Origin of the sequence: Gorillibacterium timonense (assembly GCF_001457415.1) — a bacterium.
GTDB classification, from domain to species: Bacteria; Bacillota; Bacilli; order Paenibacillales; family NBRC-103111; genus Gorillibacterium; species Gorillibacterium timonense.
On sequence record NZ_LN881724.1, the window covers coordinates 1 to 20,576 of the forward strand.

General features: G+C 47.9%; 18 protein-coding genes, 10 tRNA genes and 1 rRNA gene. 28 read left to right on the plus strand and 1 reads right to left on the minus strand.

Annotated features, from left to right (window positions below):
* Positions 1 to 212 precede the first annotated feature (212 nt).
* From rrf to glmS, 18 genes are all read left to right on the plus strand, one after another.
* A 5S ribosomal RNA gene (gene rrf, locus BN2684_RS12770) occupies positions 213 to 329 on the plus strand.
* A gap of 6 nt (positions 330 to 335) precedes the next feature.
* Positions 336 to 411: transfer RNA gene (locus tag BN2684_RS12775), tRNA-Asn, on the plus strand.
* A gap of 3 nt (positions 412 to 414) precedes the next feature.
* A tRNA-Thr gene (locus tag BN2684_RS12780) sits at positions 415 to 490 on the plus strand.
* A gap of 6 nt (positions 491 to 496) precedes the next feature.
* Positions 497 to 571, plus strand: a tRNA-Glu gene (locus BN2684_RS12785).
* Between the two features lie 59 nt (positions 572 to 630).
* Positions 631 to 705 (plus strand) — tRNA-Gln (locus BN2684_RS12790).
* A 5-nt stretch (positions 706 to 710) separates the two neighbouring features.
* Positions 711 to 786, plus strand: a tRNA-Lys gene (locus tag BN2684_RS12795).
* A 12-nt stretch (positions 787 to 798) separates the two neighbouring features.
* Positions 799 to 878 (plus strand) — tRNA-Leu (locus BN2684_RS12800).
* A 17-nt stretch (positions 879 to 895) separates the two neighbouring features.
* Positions 896 to 970, plus strand: a tRNA-Gly gene (locus BN2684_RS12805).
* A gap of 7 nt (positions 971 to 977) precedes the next feature.
* Positions 978 to 1,054 (plus strand) — tRNA-Arg (locus BN2684_RS12810).
* Between the two features lie 53 nt (positions 1,055 to 1,107).
* Positions 1,108 to 1,184: transfer RNA gene (locus BN2684_RS12815), tRNA-Pro, on the plus strand.
* Positions 1,185 to 1,199: 15 nt separating this feature from the next.
* Positions 1,200 to 1,273 (plus strand) — tRNA-Gly (locus BN2684_RS12820).
* A 463-nt stretch (positions 1,274 to 1,736) separates the two neighbouring features.
* Positions 1,737 to 4,529, plus strand: a complete 2,793-nt coding sequence (ppc, locus tag BN2684_RS12825) for a phosphoenolpyruvate carboxylase (RefSeq protein ID WP_058302585.1) — start codon at positions 1,737 to 1,739, stop codon at positions 4,527 to 4,529.
* 305 nt (positions 4,530 to 4,834) lie between these two features.
* Positions 4,835 to 5,416 (plus strand): RNA polymerase sigma factor SigW, encoded by a 582-nt coding sequence (sigW, locus tag BN2684_RS12830; protein WP_058302586.1) that lies wholly within the window; start codon positions 4,835 to 4,837, stop codon positions 5,414 to 5,416.
* A 64-nt stretch (positions 5,417 to 5,480) separates the two neighbouring features.
* Positions 5,481 to 6,086, plus strand: coding sequence for a zf-HC2 domain-containing protein (locus tag BN2684_RS12835; protein ID WP_058302587.1), 606 nt, complete (start codon positions 5,481 to 5,483; stop codon positions 6,084 to 6,086).
* A 162-nt stretch (positions 6,087 to 6,248) separates the two neighbouring features.
* Positions 6,249 to 7,073: a diadenylate cyclase CdaA gene (gene cdaA, locus BN2684_RS12840; protein ID WP_058302588.1), complete on the plus strand. Its 825-nt coding sequence runs from the start codon at positions 6,249 to 6,251 to the stop codon at positions 7,071 to 7,073.
* Positions 7,066 to 8,430, plus strand: coding sequence for a CdaR family protein (locus BN2684_RS12845; protein WP_058302589.1), 1,365 nt, complete (start codon positions 7,066 to 7,068; stop codon positions 8,428 to 8,430). The genes cdaA and BN2684_RS12845 overlap by 8 nt, the downstream gene beginning before the upstream one ends.
* A 51-nt stretch (positions 8,431 to 8,481) precedes the next feature.
* On the plus strand, positions 8,482 to 9,825 hold the full coding sequence (glmM, locus tag BN2684_RS12850) for a phosphoglucosamine mutase (RefSeq protein WP_058302590.1): 1,344 nt from the start codon (positions 8,482 to 8,484) through the stop codon (positions 9,823 to 9,825).
* Positions 9,826 to 10,602: 777 nt separating this feature from the next.
* Positions 10,603 to 12,438, plus strand: a complete 1,836-nt coding sequence (glmS, locus tag BN2684_RS12855) for a glutamine--fructose-6-phosphate transaminase (isomerizing) (RefSeq protein ID WP_058302591.1) — start codon at positions 10,603 to 10,605, stop codon at positions 12,436 to 12,438.
* A 116-nt stretch (positions 12,439 to 12,554) separates the two neighbouring features.
* On the opposite strand, the gene BN2684_RS24970 is transcribed toward glmS, so the two are convergent.
* On the minus strand, positions 12,555 to 12,794 hold the full coding sequence (locus BN2684_RS24970) for an IS3 family transposase (RefSeq protein ID WP_316245531.1): 240 nt from the start codon (positions 12,792 to 12,794) through the stop codon (positions 12,555 to 12,557).
* A 670-nt stretch (positions 12,795 to 13,464) separates the two neighbouring features.
* Between BN2684_RS24970 and BN2684_RS12865 the strand changes: the two genes are divergently transcribed.
* The 10 genes from BN2684_RS12865 (at position 13,465) to BN2684_RS12910 (ending at position 20,412) form a co-directional block, all read left to right on the plus strand.
* Complete coding sequence (locus BN2684_RS12865) at positions 13,465 to 14,091, plus strand: tyrosine-type recombinase/integrase (RefSeq protein ID WP_159065796.1); 627 nt, start codon at positions 13,465 to 13,467, stop codon at positions 14,089 to 14,091.
* Between the two features lie 112 nt (positions 14,092 to 14,203).
* Positions 14,204 to 14,692: a hypothetical protein gene (locus BN2684_RS12870; RefSeq protein ID WP_234340236.1), complete on the plus strand. Its 489-nt coding sequence runs from the start codon at positions 14,204 to 14,206 to the stop codon at positions 14,690 to 14,692.
* Between the two features lie 278 nt (positions 14,693 to 14,970).
* Positions 14,971 to 15,522, plus strand: a complete 552-nt coding sequence (locus BN2684_RS12875; RefSeq protein WP_082651945.1) for a histidine phosphatase family protein — start codon at positions 14,971 to 14,973, stop codon at positions 15,520 to 15,522.
* Between the two features lie 257 nt (positions 15,523 to 15,779).
* Positions 15,780 to 16,022, plus strand: a complete 243-nt coding sequence (locus BN2684_RS12880) for a hypothetical protein (RefSeq protein ID WP_058302594.1) — start codon at positions 15,780 to 15,782, stop codon at positions 16,020 to 16,022.
* Entirely contained in the window at positions 16,023 to 16,403 is a 381-nt protein-coding gene (locus BN2684_RS12885; protein WP_058302595.1) for a retropepsin-like aspartic protease, read from the plus strand.
* 285 nt (positions 16,404 to 16,688) lie between these two features.
* A complete protein-coding gene (locus BN2684_RS12890; protein ID WP_058302596.1) occupies positions 16,689 to 17,072 on the plus strand; it encodes a hypothetical protein in 384 nt (127 codons plus the stop codon).
* A 247-nt stretch (positions 17,073 to 17,319) separates the two neighbouring features.
* A complete protein-coding gene (locus BN2684_RS12895; protein ID WP_058302597.1) occupies positions 17,320 to 17,715 on the plus strand; it encodes a hypothetical protein in 396 nt (131 codons plus the stop codon).
* Positions 17,716 to 17,982: 267 nt separating this feature from the next.
* Positions 17,983 to 18,486: a DNA topology modulation protein gene (locus BN2684_RS12900; RefSeq protein WP_058302598.1), complete on the plus strand. Its 504-nt coding sequence runs from the start codon at positions 17,983 to 17,985 to the stop codon at positions 18,484 to 18,486.
* A gap of 256 nt (positions 18,487 to 18,742) precedes the next feature.
* A complete protein-coding gene (locus tag BN2684_RS12905; protein ID WP_058302599.1) occupies positions 18,743 to 19,339 on the plus strand; it encodes a chloramphenicol phosphotransferase CPT family protein in 597 nt (198 codons plus the stop codon).
* 206 nt (positions 19,340 to 19,545) lie between these two features.
* Entirely contained in the window at positions 19,546 to 20,412 is an 867-nt protein-coding gene (locus tag BN2684_RS12910) for an alpha/beta hydrolase (RefSeq protein WP_058302600.1), read from the plus strand.
* The last annotated feature ends 164 nt before the right edge of the window (positions 20,413 to 20,576 follow it).

Here is a 20,576-nt window from a genome sequence, read left to right on the forward strand (position 1 = left end):
CGGATACTAATCGGTCGAGGGCTTATCCAAATAGACCCCACAAAGTGAAGCAGACGCTGACGAAGCGGATGCCGAGTACTTTGCGGGGGCCCCGATAACAAGGGGACACACAGGTAAGAATGTTCCAAGCGAGTTGCTTCGCATCCGGTTTTCAGGGAATAATCAAAAAAGGCCTTGCCTTTTATGAAGAAACCTGATATAATAAGTATTCGTTTGGTGATAATGGCGGAGGGGAACCACGCGTTCCCATCTCGAACACGACCGTTAAGCCCTCCAGCGCCAATGGTACTTGGACCGCAGGGTCCTGGGAGAGTAGGACGTCGCCAAGCGAATGTTCCCTGATAGCTCAGTTGGTAGAGCACTCGACTGTTAATCGAGTTGTCACAGGTTCGAGCCCTGTTCGGGGAGCCACTTGCTTCCATAGCTCAGTAGGTAGAGTGCATCCATGGTAAGGATGAGGTCACCGGTTCGATTCCGGTTGGAAGCTCCAGTTTGAGGCCCGTTGGTCAAGGGGTTAAGACACCTCCCTTTCACGGAGGTAACAGGGGTTCGAATCCCCTACGGGTCACCATTTATGTTAGGATCGGAATAGAATTCATTTATTCCGGGCAAACTTGAGCAGTTGAATGTTGGGAATTAGCCAAGCGGTAAGGCAACGGACTTTGACTCCGTCACCCCCAGGTTCGAATCCTGGATTCCCAGCCATTCTTGAGCCATTAGCTCAGTTGGTAGAGCACCTGACTTTTAATCAGGGTGTCGTAGGTTCGAGTCCTACATGGCTCACCATTTTCAAGAGATGCGCGTGTGGCGGAATTGGCAGACGCACTAGACTTAGGATCTAGCGGGCGACCGTGGGGGTTCAAGTCCCTCCACGCGCACTTGAAACACTTATTATGCGGACGTGGCTCAGTGGTAGAGCATCGCCTTGCCAAGGCGAGGGTCGAGGGTTCGAATCCCTTCGTCCGCTCCATAATTATGTGCCCATAGCTCAGCTGGATAGAGCGTTTGACTACGAATCAAAAGGTCGGGAGTTCGAATCTCTCTGGGCACGCCATCTTCAAGTAAATTAGGAAGTACCATGCATCGCGGATAAGCTGTTGCATACAACGGGACGTAGCTCAGCTTGGTAGAGCACCTGCTTTGGGAGCAGGGGGTCGCATGTTCAAATCGTGTCGTCCCGACCATCTTCAACTTTATATGCGGGTGTAGTTCAATGGTAGAACTCCAGCCTTCCAAGCTGGTAGCGTGGGTTCGATTCCCATCACCCGCTCCATATGTTGAATCCGAAGTTCCTCAATACGAGGAGCTTTTTTTGTTTTTCGAGTAGGATGAAATTCTGGCTGTCGTTTAAAGGTTTCATTATTAGGGGAAATTATCTTCAGGTGCTAAATGATTAATCATGTCAATCTCAAGGAGAAATTTGCCTCCCCATGTGCAGAAATGCCGTTATATCATGAAAATATGAATAAATATGCACGATAACGCATAGGAAAGATAGCGTTTACAAAACGTAGAAATCAGAGTAACTCCACCTTCTCTTTTTACGACAGAAAGCATCTAGACTGGCAAAATGCATAGAAATTGCACGATCGATAATGTTTTTCTTGCCCAGCAGCAAAAAAGAAATGGTTTTTATAATGCGTATCTTTATGCTAAAATAGATCAAATATTCAATACGGGTAACCCGTTTCACTCGGCTGCCGGGCCGAAAAAAGAAAGGGATAGGATTGGGTGAGATGATGTCTGAGTTGAACATGTTGACCAAAAGCACGACCAACAACTTGCTTCGCCGGGACGTCCGCTTTCTTGGGAATATTCTGGGTGATGTGCTTCTTCATCAAGGCGGCAAGGAGCTCCTCACAATTGTCGAAAAAATCAGGGAGATGAGCAAGTCGCTTAGGGCGCAGTTCAGTCCGGATTTGTACCAGGAGTTTAAGGAGACCATCCACTCCCTTTCGCCGGAAACTCGCCATAAGGTGATTCGGGCATTTGCCATCTATTTTCAATTAGTCAACATTGCCGAGCAAAATCATCGCATTCGCCGGAAAAGGGACTATGATCGGACGGCGGGAGAGTCGATTCAACCTGGCTCCATCGAGAGCGTGATCAAGGAGCTCAAGCAGCAGGAAACAAGCTCCAATGAAATGTCGGACATTCTGGACAGCATTTCCCTTGAGCTTGTGATCACTGCGCATCCTACGGAAGCGACAAGACGCGCTGTGCTGGACATTCACCAGCGCATCTCGCAGGATGTTTTGCAATACGACAATCCCATGCTGACCTTCCGGGAACGGGAGCATCTGAGGGATAAGCTGATGAGCGAAATTCTCACCCTTTGGCAGACGGATGAACTTCGCGACCGGAAACCGACGGTTCTGGATGAAGTGCGCAATGGTCTCTACTACTTTGACGAGACGCTGTTCGATGTCATCCCGGAAGTATATGGCGAGTTGGAACGATGTCTTGACAAGTACTATCCGGAGCAAGTTTGGCATGCTCCGAAATATCTTCGCTTCGGCAGTTGGATCGGAGGCGATCGGGATGGGAATCCTTCCGTAACCTCAGATATCACCTGGACGACGCTGCAGATGCATCGGGACATGGCTCTCCGGAAATACGAGTCCGCTGTATCGAATCTCATTCATCACATGAGCTTTAACATGAATATCGTGAAGATCGGCCAGGAGCTTCTCGATTCGATTGAGCAAGACCGTGCTGCCGTTCGTCTGGTGCATAATGAGCCTTGGCGCAATGAATCGGAGCCCTACCGGGTCAAGATCGTCTATATCCTCGAAAAGCTGTGGAATACGCGACTTCTGGAGTGTCCCGAGGATCAGGTGAAATATCAATCCGTCAATGAATTTCTCGCCGACATCCGGGTGATGGACAGCAGCCTCCGCAATCACTATGCCGGTTATGTAGCCGATATGTTCACGAAGAAGCTGATTCGTCAAGCGGAGCTGTTCGGTTTCCATATGGCCGCTCTGGACATCCGTCAGCACAGCAAAGAGCATGAATCGGCCATGACGGAGACACTGGCCCGTATGGGGCTTTCGGAGCGCTATTCGGATCTGGATGAAGACGCCAAGGTAGAGCTTCTCACCAAGCTCTTGGAGGAGCCGCGTCCGCTCATCTCTCCGTATTTTGACTACTCGGATTCCACGAAGGAATGCCTTAACGTCTACAAGACGGTAATGGAGGCGCAAAAGGAATTCGGAACGGGCTGCATCACGAGCTATCTGATCAGCATGAACAACAATGCGAGCGATATGCTTGAGGTCATGGTGTTCTGCAAGGAGTTCGGCCTTTACCGGAAGGAAGCGGACGGCTCCATTGTCTGTACCCTTCAACCGGTGCCTCTCTTCGAGACCATTGACGATCTCCATGCGGCTCCGGGGATCATGGACAGATTGTTCAATATCGACGCCTATCGTGGGAGCCTGGAGAGCCTCAATCAGGTTCAGGAGATCATGTTGGGGTATTCGGATAGCAACAAGGACGGCGGGGTTCTGACGGCCAACTGGGAGCTTAAAGTAGCCTTGGAGGAGATCACCGAGGTCGGTGCAAAACATGGGGTGCGCCTCAAGTTCTTCCATGGCCGTGGCGGCGCTCTGGGTCGCGGAGGCATGCCTCTGAACCGCAGCATATTGGCACAGCCTCCGCATACGCTTGGCGCGGGTATCAAGATCACAGAGCAGGGAGAAGTGCTCTCCCAACGCTACGCGGTGAAGGGGATCGCTTACCGCAGTCTCGAACAAGCAACCTGGGCGCTCATCACGGCGGCTTCTCTCGCTCGAACGCCGCAGAGCGACATACAGATTCACAAATGGGAAGCTGTCATGAAGGGGATTTCGGAAGAGTCTCTCACGAAATACCAGGATCTGATTTTCCACGATGAGGATTTCATGACGTTCTTCAAGGAAGCCACTCCCTTGCTTGAAGTGGGCGAGCTCAACATCGGATCGCGGCCGTCGAAGCGCAAGAACAGCGATCGCTTCGAGGACCTCCGGGCGATTCCGTGGGTGTTCGCATGGACGCAAACCCGCTACCTGCTGCCGGCTTGGTATGCAGCGGGAACCGGCCTTCAATCCTTCTATCAGAACAATCCACAGAATATGAGGGTGCTGCAGCACATGTACGCCCGCTGGTCCTTCTTCCGGACGGCGATCGACAATGTCCAGATGGCGCTGGCCAAAGCGGACCTGCTTATCGCCAAGGAATACGGGCAGATGGTCCACGACGGTCAGATCGCTGAGCGTATCTACAACTTGATTGAGGAAGAGTTCCAGCTCACGTCTTCGCTCATCCTGCAGATCACAGGACAGAAGGAAATCCTGGACAATGTCCCCATTCTTCAGGAGTCCATCCGCTTGCGGAATCCCTACGTCGATCCGCTCAGCTACATGCAGGTTGACCTGCTTCAAGAGCTCCGAAAGACAAGGGATGAGGAAAGCGACGATTCCTTCCTGATCCGCGAAGTCCTTCTCACCATTAACGGCATTGCAGCGGGGCTTCGGAATACCGGTTGATCCCCAATTGCCTATTCGTTTATCAAGTTCAACAAACCGGATGCTTACTGGCATCCGGTTTGTTTTTATCCAATATGAAAACCTTACTACAAGAAACCGGGAAAAACGTGTACAATGAATGGGGAAACTGCAGGAGAAGGCGATTATTGCAACGTCTATCCGATCAAAAACGTTTAACTCTTAGCGTATTTCGCCTAACAGACAGAAACATGCAACTTCAAGAGAGAGGCGAGGGGCGTACGGACAAAGGATGAGCCAATCGCTCATGCCGGAGGAGAGAAACTTACGTTACCGGAGGAAAATCTGTGAAGGACACGGAAGCACGGCTTGCCATACTGGCCCGGGGTGGAGACCGGTCGGCTTTTGCGGGGCTGGTGGATCTATACAAGGACAAGATGTATCACCTGGCATACCGCATGTTGGGATCATCCCATGAGGCGGAGGATATCGCGCAGGAGACTTTTTTGCGTGTCTATACAAACCTGGACCGCTACGACGAGAATCAGAAATTTTCCACCTGGATCTACCGGATCGCGACCAATCTGTGTATAGATCGGCTGCGCAAGCGTAAAGCGAGCTATTCGCTCGACGCGGAGATGCCGGATGGTGAGGGCGCGGATTGGTACTCGCTTCTGCCGAGCGATCAGGCTACACCGGAAGAGGAGATCCTTCTGTCGGAGACGCAGGATCATATCCGCAAGGCGATCGACACGCTGCCGGAAAAATACAAATCGGTTGTCATTCTCCGTTATCTGCAGGACATGTCGCTGCAGGAGATCGGAGATGTTTTGGACATGCCGGTCACGACCGTCAAGACGCGGGTTCACCGCGGACGCGAGTTTTTGCGGAAAAAGCTGCATTCGGAATATGGGGGTAAAATATTTTGAAACAAAAATTTCGGAGGGACGTATGTATCGTAGTGAACAACCTGAAGAAAGGAGTGGCTGTCCGATGAATTGCGAAGAAGCCCTCCCCCTCATGCACGAATATCTGGATGGCAGCATGGATGGCGCGGAAGCCGCCGAATTGAAACGGCATCTGCTTCAATGCCCCGATTGCAACCGGATTTTTCGAGAGCTTGAAATGACGGACGCCCTCGTGAAAAGCACTCCCCGAATCGTTGCTCCCTCCGATCTGACGGATCGGATCATGAAGAGCCTTCCCGTTCGCCCCAAACGGGATTCGTGGTTGAGCTGGGTCAAGCGGCATCCGGCGATTTCTGTTGCTTCTGTTTTCCTTTTTGTCATGCTGGGGAGCTTTTTGTCAATGTGGTCCCAGGATCAAGAACTCACGGTCAAGGGCAACAATCTGGATCAACTGGTTATTGAGGACGGTACGGTGTACCTCCCCAAGGGACATCGCGTGGAAGGAAACTTGATGGTGCGCGGCGGAGACGTTCAAATCGACGGAGATCTGGACGGCAATCTGGTCGTGGTGGATGGCAAATACCATACCGCTTCTACGGCGAACATATCCGGCAAGATTTACAGCATTAATCAAGCGGCGGAATGGCTAGTTTACCAGGTGAAGGAGATCTTGGCTCCCGCTGCCCAGTAATGCGCTTTCCAAACTCCAAACCTCCCCTGGACTTGGGGGAGGTTTTTTATTGAAACTATGGTATCATGGTGGTTAGTGGGTATCCTGGTGATAAAGACAAAATAAGAACCGGAGATGCCAAGGACAACCCTCGACCGGGGGTTTTGACGGGGGAAATCTGGAATGGGATTCTCATTTACTTTGGGTGACACCGCCAAAGAAATTATCGATATTTTAATCGTTAGCTATATCGTATACCAAGGGCTTATTCTGCTGCGCGGCACGCGGGCGATCCAACTGCTGAAGGGCATCTTTGTGGTCGTGGTCGTGTGGGCGCTCAGCGTATGGCTGAACTTAAATACGCTCCAGTGGTTGATGAATCAGATGTTCAACATTGGGGTTATCGCGCTGATCATCATCTTTCAGCCGGAGCTTCGCCGCGCCCTGGAACAGCTTGGGCGGGGACGCTTGTTCAGCCGTTCGAGCGCGGAAGAGGACTTTCTGATCACCGAGAGGATCGGCCAACTGCTGAAGGCGGTTAATTATCTGTGTAAACGAAAGATCGGAGCCCTTATCGTCTTCGAAAGGGAAACCGGGCTTAACGAATACATTGAATCGGGAATCAACCTCGGAGCGGAGCTGAGTTCGGAGATCCTGATCAACATCTTTATCCCCAACACGCCACTGCACGACGGAGCGGTGATCGTCCGGCAAAATCAAATCGTTGCCGCCGCCTGCTACCTGCCGCTTTCGGAGAACCCGTTCATCAGCAAGGAGCTTGGAACGCGGCACCGCGCGGGTATCGGCGTGAGCGAGATGTCGGATGCGATCTCGGTGATCGTCTCCGAAGAGACCGGGCAAGTATCGCTTGCGATCAACGGGCTGGTGGTTCGGGACATCAAGGAAGAATCGCTGATCTCCAAGCTGTACGAAGAGCTTCGGCCTAAGCAAAAGGCCAGCGAGCGGAAGCCCTTTTTGAAGTGGAAAGGGTGGAAGCGTCATGGATAAGTTCCTGCAGAACAACAACGTGGTCAAAGCGGTTGCCGTGCTGATCGCAATCCTCCTGTGGCTGGTGGTCCGGCTCGATTCCAATGATCACACCACCCGGACGGTGAATTCGGAACGGCGGGAAACGATCAGCAACGTGGTCGTGAATCCGGTGTATGACGAAAGCTCGTATGCGATCAAGTCGATCTCCCCGCAGGAGGTCACCGTGGAGCTGCGCTGGTCGGATTCTAACTTCCGCAAACCGAATTTCTCGGAGCTTCGGGTGGAAGCTAACCTGAGCAATCTCACCGAGGGGACACATCAAGTCTTTCTCAGTACATCGGGAATTAAAACGAATGTGGAGGCATCGATCTCTCCACCGACCGTGCAGGTCACGCTGGAGAAAATCCAGCACAAGCAGCTTTCGGTCTCCATCATTCCGACCGGCAAGCCTTTCGACGGCTATAAAGCGGGTCAACCGATTGTGAAGCCGTCTCGAGTCAGCGTGTCCGTTCCCGAGAGCCTCTTGAATGTGGTGAGCGAGGTGCGAGCCGAGGTCAGCGTCGAAGGCGCGAAGGACACAGTGGTCAAGCAAGTGAAGTTGACCATGTACGACAAGGACGGGAAAGTGGTGGACGGCGAGATCAGTCCGGCGGTTGTCGATGTCGAGATCCCGATCACGAGCCCGTTCAAGCAGATGCCGATGCAGCTCAAGCTGAAGGGGGAACCCGCTTCCGGCTATGCGGTGGAGGAAGTCACCCAGGAACCGGAGACGGTTACGGTGTACGCTCCACAGGATGTCCTGAATAAGATGGAATTCTATGAAGGCTTGGAGCTCGATCTGAGCGGACTTACGGCGACCCGTAAGTCGACGCTGACGATCCCGCTTCAAGAAGGGGTGACAAAGGTGATCCCCGAAGAAATTGAAGCGACGGTGAAGATCGTCCCGGCGGTTACGAAGACCCTCAGCGGCATACCGGTCGCTATGACCGGGCAATCACGGGATTACACCTATACTTTGTCATCCGCGACATCGTCGATCAACCTGACTCTGGAAGGGGCTCAGAGCGTACTGGACCGCCTGCAGCCGCAGGATATCCCGGCGACTGTCGATCTGAGCAGCTTGGGCCCGGGGATTCACGAGCTTCCGGTTATCGTCAACCTGCCGCTGTATGTGAAGAAGCAGGGGGCGGACCCGATGGTTCAAATTGAAATCACCGCGAAGACGGGGGAATCGGCAACGCCTAGTACGTCGTCGCCGACCCCTAGCGGAAGCGAAACGCCGAGTCCTTCGCCCAGTCCGGTAGCGACGCCAGCGATGGCATCGCCGTCCGTCAGCCCGCGGGAGGAAGAGGCACAGGAGAGCAGCACGCCTTAAAGTGTGAATCACTTAATCGAATAGTTGGAGAGATAGAAGGGAGAACGAAGAATGGGGAAGTATTTTGGAACGGATGGGGTCCGCGGGGTTGCTAATGCGGAGCTGACTCCAGAGCTTGCTTATAAAATCGGCCGCTGCGGCGGTTACGTCTTGGCGGGAGGGGCTAAGCGTCCTCAGGTCGTCATCGGCCGCGATACCCGCATCTCCGGTCACATGCTGGAGGCGGCGCTGGTTGCTGGTCTTCTGTCCATTGGTGCGGATGTTATCCGCCTTGGAGTGGTCACCACCCCAGGTGTTGCTTATCTGACGCAAACCTTGGGTGCAGATGCCGGCGTCATGATCTCGGCTTCGCATAACCCGGTGGAGGACAACGGGATCAAGTTCTTCGGCGGGGACGGCTTCAAGCTGACAGACGAGACGGAGCTTGAGATCGAGCGGCTGATGGATGCTGAGACGGATGAGCTGCCGCGGCCGGTCGGAGGCGATCTCGGAACCGCCAGCGAGAATGCGGAAGCCAAGTTCCAATACATGGAGTTCCTTAAAACCACGGTGTCCTCGTCCTTCAACGGGTTGAAGATCGTCCTGGATTGCGCGAACGGTGCTGCTTATGAGCTGGCTCCACGCCTGTTCCGTGAGCTTGGAGCGGAGGTTATCGCCACCGGCGACGAGCCGGATGGCCGCAACATCAACAAGGGCTGCGGCTCGACTCACCCTGAGGCGCTTGCCGCCGAGGTGCTGAAGCACAAAGCCCATCTGGGCTTGTCCTTCGACGGAGACGCCGACCGTTTGATCGCCATTGACGAGAATGGCGAAGAAGTGGACGGAGACTACATCCTCACCATCTGCGCCGATGCGATGAACAAGAACGGCAAGCTGAAGGAAGGTACGGTCGTTACGACCGTCATGGCTAACCTGGGCTTCTTCAAGGCAGCCCGCGACCTCGGTTTGAAGACCTCCCAGACGGCGGTCGGCGACCGCTACGTCATGGAAGAGATGCGCCGCGGCGGCTACAACCTGGGCGGAGAACAGTCCGGCCATGTCATCTTCCTCGACCACGTGACCACGGGAGACGGCATGCTCACCGCGCTGCAGCTGGTTGACACGCTGCTGCAATCCGGCACCAAGTCGCTCAGCGAATTGAAGCAAAAGATGCGCAAATTCCCGCAGGTGCTCGTGAATGTCCGCGTTGCCGACAAGTCGAAGCTGAAGGACAACGACGCGATTGAAGCGGCGATCGCAAGCGTGGAAGAGCAGCTTGGCGAGAACGGGCGAGTGCTCGTACGTCCCTCAGGCACGGAATCGCTCATCCGGGTTATGGCGGAAGGCCCGGACAAGGAACTGATCGAAGGGTATGTAAACGGGATTGTGGAAGTCGTGGTTCGCGAACTATCCTAGTCGAAGATTTTATCGCGACATTCACTATCATCGGTTAAGATGGGACCCGACAAGCGCTTAGTCGCTTGCCGGGTCTCTTAGCGTAAGGGGGTTATCCAAACCTTCATGATTTCCTTACATCTCGAAATCCTTTGAAGGAAAATTCACTGAATCAGGCAAGGATTGTTTCAGATGGCTGTCATTTGTGTTATTATTAGTTAATGCCCTACATAGAAGCAGCCGTGTCGCAAATGGGCCGGCCCGAATATGATGGGATAACAGTCCGAAATAGAAAGGTGGACAGAGAGCGAAGCAAGTAAGCGCCAGAACTTGAACGGAGCGGACAATGGGATATTCCCATACGTTCAAGTTGACGAGGTGAAGGTGTTCGGATTTTTCGGCGGGGACCTTCCGGTAGGCTGCATACCGAGAGTTGGAAGGCAAAGCGCCGTGGGCGACCGGGCGTACAAGATTCCAACGGCAGTGTTCTTTTGTGTTGCCAGAAACGGATGAGAGCTTTCGAAGTCGGTTGGGTTCTGTCCATCAGAGCCAGGCTTCAGTAAGCTGTCTCTGCATCTTCTTTTTCGAATTGAATCGAATTTTGGGGCATTCCGCCATTTGGGAGCTTTTCGTTTTCTATTGTCTTTTTTGCAAAAAGAGGAGTTCTGCTTCCACGAGCAGGAGAGAGGTCTCGGCCGTTCCGAGGGTTTTCTTGTGCTGCCTGGTGGGGAAACTTCCGCATTCATTTGAATCTTTGACAACCGCCTCGACGGGCGGAATACAGGAGGTCTGCATACCATGTGCGGTATTGTTGGATATATTGGCAATCGAAATTCTCAGGAAGTCTTGATCGAAGGGCTTAGCAAGCTGGAGTATCGCGGCTATGACTCGGCTGGGGTAGCGGTTTTTACCGATAAAGGATTGGAAGTAAAGAAAGCCAAGGGACGCTTGGCGAACCTGGAATCCCAGCTGCAGGATAGCCCGCTCAAGGGAACGATCGGCATCGGTCACACCCGTTGGGCTACGCACGGTAAACCGTCGGACGTGAACTCCCATCCGCATCTCGATGACACGCACAAGTTCTCGGTCGTGCACAACGGCATCATTGAAAATTACGCGACGCTGAAGGAAGAGTTGATCGGCCGCGGGCATGTTTTTGTGTCGCAGACCGACACGGAAGTCATCTCCCACCTGATTGCAGAAGAGTACAAAGGGAACATTGTCGAAGCTGTACAGCGCGCAGTGCGGAAAATGCGTGGAGCTTATGCGCTCGGCGTCCTGACGGAGTATGAACCGGATAAGCTCATCGCCGTACGGAACGCCAGTCCGCTGATCATTGGCGTAGGCGAAGGCGAGAACTTCATTGGCTCGGACATTCCGGCGCTGCTCAACTATACGCGCGACATCTACATCCTCAATGACGGCGAAATGGCCGTTTTGACACGGGATGGTGTCGAACTGTTAACGCTCGAAGGGAATTTTATTTCCCGGGAAACCTTCCATGTCGATTGGGATCTGACCACGGCGGAAAAAGCGGGATTCGACCACTTCATGCTGAAGGAAATCCACGAGCAGCCGAAGGCTTACCGCGACACAATGTCTGCTCGCATCAGCGAAGACGGCAAGCGCGTCGTGCTGACTCCGGCTGAGTTCGGCCTCAGCAAGGAAGAGATCAAGGACATTCACAACATTCATATCGTGGCTTGCGGCACGGCCTATCACGCCGGTCTTGTCGGCAAATCCGTCATTGAAAAGCTTGCCCGCATCCCGGTAGAGACGGATGTCGCTTCCGAATACCGCTACCGCTCGCCGATCATCACGAAGCACACGCTCGTGATCGTCGTCAGCCAATCCGGCGAAACCGCCGATACGCTGGCGGCTCTGCGCGAAGCGAAGAAAAACGGAGCTCGGGTACTCGCCATCACCAACGTGGTCGGTAGCTCGGTTGCTCGTGAGGCCGACTTCGTCATCACGACTTGGGCAGGCCCGGAAATCGCCGTTGCGTCCACGAAGGCGTACACGACACAGCTCATCGGGTTCTACCTGTTCGGTCTGTACCTGGCAGAAACGCTGGAAACCCAAACTCCGGAAGTAATCGCCGAGACGATCGCGGCCATGAAGGCACTGCCGGAGCAAGTGGAAGCGATCCTGACCCAATCCGACGATATCAAGGCCATTGCCGAGGAAATCGCGAAGCATGAAGACCTGTTCTTCATTGGCCGCGGCCTCGACTACGCCGTCTCGCTGGAAGGCTCGCTCAAGCTGAAGGAAATTTCCTACATCCACTCGGAAGCCTATGCTTCCGGTGAACTGAAGCACGGTACGTTGGCCCTGATCGAAGACAACGTTCCGGTCATCGCCCTCGCCACCCAGGAAGACCTGCTGGAGAAGACGATCAGCAACATCCAGGAAGTCGTCGCACGCGGCGGTCACATCATCGGCATCGGCGAAGATGGCAACCCTGATTTCAGCCGCCATGTGAACCACCTGTTCACCATCCCGCGGACGCTGTCTCTCCTGACCCCGGCCCTCGCTGTAGTGCCGCTGCAGCTGCTCGCCTACTACGCATCGATTGCCCGCGGCAACGACGTGGATAAACCCCGCAACCTGGCGAAGAGCGTAACGGTGGAGTAAGGCTCTTCTACTGTCTACACATCTGATTGTAATAAAGTCTGGAACCGTGATTACCCATCAAGAGCCGTCCTACAATGAACTGAACCCCGTCAAGTAGACAATGGAAAATCAAAAATCTATGCGGCCTTAGTCCTGAATTCCACGGGACTGAGGCCGTTTAGCTTTTCCTGCAGCCTTTCGCTATTGTAAAAGGCGATGTATGCTTCGATATCCCTCTTCAATTGCTCAAAAGTCCCGTACGTGTTCAAATAGTACTTTTCGCTCTTCAATGTTCCCCAAAAGGACTCCATAGGCCCGTTATCGATGCATCTACCAACACGAGACATGCTTTGAATGAGCTTCCCCTGTTTCAACATCTTTTTAAACTGGAGGGACGTGTACTGGAACTCCCGGTCGCTGTGAAGCAGGGGGCACTTGCGGGTACGAACCGTAAAGTGTAAACCCAAGCTTAGCCACCAGGAATTCGGCGAGTTATCCCGAGCGATTCGGATTGCCGATCGCTTTCATGTCCACCCTATCATACCGATAAGCGACAGAGATGCCGTTTTTTTGCGTTACTGGATTTCTGGATGACGATTGAATGATTATCCTTTAGAATGAAGCTAATTGGAAGAAAATTAAATAGGCGACTGCCGAATGCATCGGGAGGCATCAAAGTCTGGTTGGACTTTGAAGGTCTCTTTTTTATAACCAATAATTTGCATGTATGATAAAATGTGAGGGGAAAGCCTATGGAAATAATTGTGACGAAACGGGATAACGAAACTTTAAGGGATTCGTTTCAGTAGTTACGATGCAAGGGGCATTGAACGAATCAGAAAGATCCCGGGGAGAAAATGGCTGCCTGAGGAATTTGTTTGATCGATTCCCTTTTCAATCGGTAACGTCGAGCGGCTTCTGTCCAATTTCAAAGAATACCCTTTTCAGGTTGATGATGTCTTGTATGGAGAGTGTGATTCATTTAATAAATGCCTTTATTCCCGAACTGCGGGGAACATGATCAATACCCTTTTTCAAAAGGAGCTGATGAAGAAAGAATTGATCCTAAGAGGGTACAGCACCAAGACGATAAAAGCCTATTGCGGACATGTCGAAAGATACTTTTGCTATTTGTCTTCACTATGTGATCAGGGGGTCAGATTAAATCTTCAAGCCTATTCTTTGGCCCTATTGAATCAACCATTTTCGCACGCCTATGTGAATCAAGCAATAAGCGCGATTAGATTCTACTTGGAACATGTACTTCGGGAGAAGGAGACGGCACCTTATATAAGACCAAAAAAAGAAAAGAAACTTCCCAACGTACTCTCCCTTAATGAAGTTATGAAAGTGATAAAGGCTCCGTCTAATTTGAAGCATAAAACCCTCTTGTTTCTGGCTTATTCTTCAGGATTGCGCGTTAGCGAAGTGGTCCGCTTGCGACTCCAGGACTTTGATCAAGAACGGAAGACGCTGTGGGTTCGGCAAGGTAAAGGGAGAAAAGATCGGCTGACCCTTTTATCTCAAACCGCTTATGAAGTCGTGCAAGGTTATCTCCAACAGCAAGCGCCAACGACCTGGCTGTTTTCGGGTCAAATCGATGGACGGCACTTAACGGAACACTTTGCACAAAGAGGCATTTCCAGGAAGAGGGATCAGCAGACAACCCTGTGAGGCTAAGTGGCGGAGCCACCCGGTCCTGGTGGACCTTAAGCCTCTCGGGTTCGTGAATACAAGAACGTTATAAGAAATCGGCGAATACCAATCAAACGAATACTGAAGTGAGGTGACTTACATTAAATTCACTTCTGAAAACACGTTGGACCATGTTTCATTACATGATTGTGTAATTTATGCAATTTCATTCAAAAATCAGAGTTTGTCTGTTCTCTTTGAACACATAGATGTCTTATCTACTCATCCAAGAAACAATACTGGCAAAGCGATGTACACAGGGAAGGCCATACTTAAGTTCATTGACTTTGAAATCTTGGAATCATTTTTATATGATACTTCCGAAATTGAGGGTAAGAAGAGAATTATTGTAGAAGGTGAAGTTCAGAAGAGAGTAATAGATATATCAGAATTATTGATTGATTTTGAAGTGCTGAAGAATGAAGAAGTACAAACACAGGACAATTATTGTATTCATAGATTTGATGGATCAACATCTCTTAAGTACAATGCCGATTTTGGATATTGGATTATCAAGTACAAGACACTGATCATCGAATGGGACGAGTTAATAGATACCGCATGGTTTGAAGATAGATAAGAAGATAACATTTTTAGTATTTCAAGGAGTCTCCGACATCTTATAACACCGTATTCCCGCTGTGAGCCTTGCGGCTCTTGGTCTGCCCGAGGTTTTTCGATGGAGTGATTCAGGCAGACAACCCTGCGAGGCTAAGTGGCGGAGCCACCCGCTCACTACGTTCGCTTAAGCCTCTCGGGTTCGTGAATACAAGAACGTTATCTGAAATCTCCGAGTGCAAAACCTGAAATCTTCAACTTCATCCAAATTGGGAAATTCAATAATATGGGGATGATTCTTTGAATTTATATGTAGCCAGACATGGTCAGACTGAATGGAATTCTGAAAACCGAGTTTGTGGAATAACTGAGGTGCAATTGACTGATAGAGGCATTGAACAAGCTAAAGAATTATCAAAAATAATAATTGAAAAGCAAATAGATATCATAATTTCTTCTCCATTGAGTAGAGCAATAAAGACAGCAGAAATAATCTCTAGAGAAATTTGTAAAGACATACTGATTGATAACAGGTTAATTGAACAGAACTACGGGGTATTTGAAGGTGTGATTCGAGATCGTGAAGACTTTCAAATAGCAAAGAAGCATTTTCCTAGTAGACTATCTGGAGGCGAGTCACTTTTACAAGTAGCACAAAGAATTTATAACTTACTTGATGAAATCAAAGAAAAATACATAAAACAGAATGTTCTGATTATTACTCATGGTGGTGTCTGTAGAATTATTAATACTTATTTTAATGAACAATTGAATGAAGAGTTTTATAAATTCCACTTAGGAAATTGTGATTTGAAAGAATACCATTTTGGCGAATATCAATTAAGAGATTGACAGTATTTCAGGAGGTCGGAGACTTCATATAACACCGTATTCACGCGGCGGGCCTGACGGCCCTTGATTCGCCCGAGGGGAGAAGTTCTAGGAAGTACAATCAGGCGAATAACCCTGCGAGGCTAAGTATTCGACCCGGCGCTCCGCTCCTTAAGCCTCTCGGGTTCGGGAATACGACAACGTTAGGTGAAATTCTATCTAGGGCTTTTAAAACAATAGGTGATACAATGAAATCAAAACTTTAGGAGGGATCAAACATGAAATGGCAAGAAGTTCAAAGTATCTATCCAAATCAATTTGTAAAGTTTGAAATCCTTCATTCAGAAGAGAAAGACAATCAAGAAATCATAGATGAAGTTGCAGTTATTGGTCCCGTTAAAGACGAAGAAGCAACTCGAGAGCTATTGAATAGCAAAGAAAAAACGCTTGTTTATCATACCTCTAAAGATCAAATTATCGTAAAGATCCGCAAGAACGTTGGTTTAAGGAGATCCTTATAAATGCGAATCGAATACAAGGATGGATTACTTTTTACTGAAATATCCATAGAATATAATGGACGAAAGAAAAAAATCAATAATATTGTTATCGATACTGGAGCAAGTCATACATTAATCTCACAAGATGAAGTTGAAGATATTGGAATTAAAGTGACTTTGGAAGATGACATTATTACAAGTTATGGGATAGGTGGAAAGGAACACGCCTTTATTAAAACTGTACAGTCATTAGAAGTTGGGGAATACATTCTAAATGATATACCTTTAGATTTTACCTCTTTCAAGTATCACAATATTAATGGATTACTTGGACTTGATGTTTTAATCAATGGAAAATTCAATATAGACTTACACAACCTGAAACTACAACGTCTGCAATGAAGATTGCAGATTTTTTTGTAAACTTTTCGATGGAGAGATAGAACTTCACCTAACACCGTATTCACGCATCGCAGCCTGGAGGCTGCTCGGTCTGCCCGAGGCATTTTCGAAGAAGCGGATTCAGCAGACAACCCTGCAACTGGCTAAGTCTTCGACCCGGCGCTAACGCGCCTTAAGCCAGTGAGGGTTCGTGAATACCAGGACGTTATGCGAAATACCTGAAAGGAGTGAAAACCAACCATCGATATTCAAATCATTGATGCAGATCAATCAAATACGAAGATCATGCATAGTAATGGCACTCTTGGATATTGGGTTAATTATCGAAATTCCTTGGTTGAAGGATTTTGTTATTTCGTTCCATATAATGGTCGAACAATTGGGTTCATGAAGAATTATTCAGTAGAGACAGATCAAGAGAAAGTAATCAATATTACTAGTTCAGTTATTGAGAATTACTCAATTTATTACAATGCTGAATTAGATACATATGAGGCAATAGGGAATATTAGTTTTATTAGTGATGATGAAGAAATAATAGTAGTTTCAGTTCAAGACTTGGAACTCAGTATTAGTAATGAGGAATATGACATTAGTAATATTAGAATAAATGATTGGGTAAAGATTGAGATTAAAGGATTAATATTTTGGGATGAGGGCATTTACTAGGAAGTCAGGTACTTCGTCTAACACCGTATTCCCGCTTCGGGCCTTTCAGCCCTCGGTCTGCCCGAGGTTTTTCGGAGAAGTTGATCAGGCAGACAACCCTGCGAGGCTAAGTGACGGAGCCACCCGGCAGCAAGCTGCCTTAAGCCTCTCGGATTCGGGAATACAACAACGTTATAAGAAAGCAGCGAAACCCGAATTTTAAACCACTATTAAAAACTATCATTGAAACCATAATAAGGAGAAATTGATGAAACACTTTTATATTGCATCAAGTTTAAGAAATATAGAGAACGTAAAATTTGTATGTGAGAAGTTGAAGCAAGAGGGTTTTATACATTCGTATGATTGGACTCAGAATGAAAAAGTAACTTCAATAGAGCAATTAAAAGATATTGGAATGAAAGAGATGAATGCTATAAAGAAGTCTAGTTTTATTGTAGTTTTATTACCAGGAGGTAAAGGTAGTCATATTGAATTAGGAATTGCTCTTGGGAAGGGCATAAAAATATATTTGTACTCCCAAAATGATGAGGCAAATGATATTGAAACGACAAGTACATTTTATCACTTGGATGGAATACACAAATGTAAAGGAACATTAGAAGAATTAATACAAGTTATATTGAAAGATCAAAAAATCTAAAAAAGACCAAAACATGCGAGGGTAATTCAAAGAAGTCGCTGACATCCTATAACACCGTATTCACGCTGCGGCCGGCTGACGCCGACCTTGGTCTGCCAGAGGGATTTCGAAGAAGTGGAATCAGGCAGACAACTCCTGCGAAGCCACTCGGCGCTGCCGCGCCTTAAGCCTCTCGGGTTCGTGAATACAACAATGTTAGAGGAAATCGTCGCAAAATATAAACAATGCAGGAAAAGATCCCTTAAAACGAAAGTGTGATATTTCAAGATGAAAAGAGTATTAGTTCTAGGCTGTTCAGGTTCGGGGAAGTCAACTTTTTCAGTTCAATTAGGTGAGAGAACGGATCTTCCGGTAATTCATCTTGATTCTTTGTATTGGAAACCCGGATGGATCGCATCTCAAGAGAAGGAATGGGATGAAATAATTAACCAATTATTATTGAAAGACAATTACATATTAGATGGGAATTACACTAAAACCATACAAAAAAGATTAAAAGAAGTAGACACCGTATTTTATTTTGATTTTTCTCGATATCTATGCTTGTATCGCGTAGTGAAAAGGCGAATACTAAATCATGGAAAAACAAGAAGGGATATGACTGAAGGATGTATAGAAAAGATAGATTTTGAATTTATTAAGTGGATTTGGAACTATAAGAAACGTAATAGACCCAAGATAATAAAGACACTTGAAGAAGTGAAAGATGATAAAGAAATTATTATTTTTAGAACTCGTAAAGAAGTAAGGGAATATTTATTAAGTCTTTAGTGGGCAACTCGAAGAAGGCAACGACATCCTCTAACACCACATTCACGCATCGGGCCATTCGGCCCTCGGTCCGGCAGAAGTTAGAAGCAGATTCGGGGCGGCGATTCAGTAGCAGGGGAGCAGATTCAGCCGGACACACCCGAACCACCTAACCGCATCGCGGCCGGCTCCTGGCGGACCTTAAGGTGGTGGGGCGTCGTGAATACAAGAACGTTATCTGAAAGATACGCAAATCTAATATGTGAGGGTGATTCGCATGAAGCAAGGAATCATTGTGTTGATGAACGGAACTTCAAGTGCAGGAAAGACTAGTATTTCTATTGAAATGAAAAATCAGAAAGAGATTCTTTTTCATCATTTATCAATAGATGATTTTTTTCATCATTACAATGATTTTATAAATAATAAAGTTTCAGATATTGAACCTACAAGAGAAGTGGATGGTCAAGTTGTCGCACAAATAATTTTAGATCCCATAATCTCAATCTACTATTCGACGATTAAGTTGTTTTCAGAAATGGGTTTGAATGTAATAGTAGATACCGTAATCGACAATGACAAGAGGTTTAATGAGTGTCTTGATGCATTTTCTGGTCAGCCTACATTATTTATAGGTGTAATATGCTCGAAAGAAGAACTTACAAGAAGAGAGCAAGCAAGAGGAGATAGGGTGATTGGACTAGCTAATTCACAGTTCAACACAGTATATTGCTTTAATGAATATGATCTTGAAGTAAATACTGAAGAATTGAATCCAGTAGAATGCGCTGAAAAGATATTAAGTTATATTAAGTCCAATAAGAAGTACTCGGTTTTTAAGAAATTAAGTAAAAGAAATGTTAGTGTTTCATAGAAGGCGTATCCATCAGATAACACCACGCATCGCAGCCTTACGGCTACTCGGTCCGCTCGAGGCATTTCGAGGGAGCTGTTCAGGCAGAGACAACCCTGCGAGGCTAAGTAGCGGAGCCACCCGGCGCTAACGCGCCTTAAGCCTCTCGGGTTCGGGAATACAAGAACGTTAGCTGAAATGCGGTAAGATCGAAAGGAGATATAGTATTGAAGGATACAAAGATCTTTAAAAAAGCAGATAATTGCTCAATAAGTGCTGATATTTATTATCAGGGAAGTAATTCTCCGGTAATCATTTATATTCATGGAGGAGCATTAATTTTTGGAACTAGAGAATGGTTACCTTTAGAGCAAATTGAATATTTCAGACGTTCAGGATTTAGTATAGTTAATATAGATTATCGGCTTGCTCCAGAAACTGATTTTGAAGAAATAATAGAAGACATTAAAGATGCACTTAACTGGGTAAGAACAAAAGCAATTGAATGGTATGATTTTGATTTTACTAATATTGCAGTTATGGGTAGTTCAGCTGGTGGCTATCTTAGTTTATTAATAGGAACTATGGATATCAGACCAAAAGCTATTGTATCATTCTATGGTTATGGGGATATTCTCGGGCAATGGTATTCAGAACCAAGTGAACATTACTGCCAGAGACCCATCATTAATAAGAAAACCGCCTATGAGTATATCGGTGATAGAGAATTAACAAATGGTCAATGGGAGCGATTTAATTTTTATTTATATTGTCGACAGCATGGTGTCTGGATTAAAGAAGTAACGGGAATCGAAGGTATTAATGATAGTACAGCATTAACTAAATATAACCCAATTAATAATATTACATCAGAATTCCCACCTACATTATTTCTACATGGTAATCAAGACACTGATGTACCTTTCGAACAATCAGTAATAATGTATGAAAAGCTAAAGGAAACTGGTGTAGAAGCAAAACTAATAACATTAGATGGGGCTGATCATGCATTTGATCAGAATTTCCATAATTCATCAGTTCAAAGTGCCTTTAAGGAGATTGTTGATTTTTTAAGATCTCATTTAGTTAAGTGATTCGAAGATGCACCGCACATCAGCTAACACCGTATTCACGCGGTGGGCCTGACGGCCTTTGGTCTGCCAGTGGCTTTTCGGAGAAGCGGATTCAGGCAAACAACCCTGCACCTAACCGCATCGCGGCCGGACCTACGGTCCTTAAGGTGGTGAGGGTTCGTGAA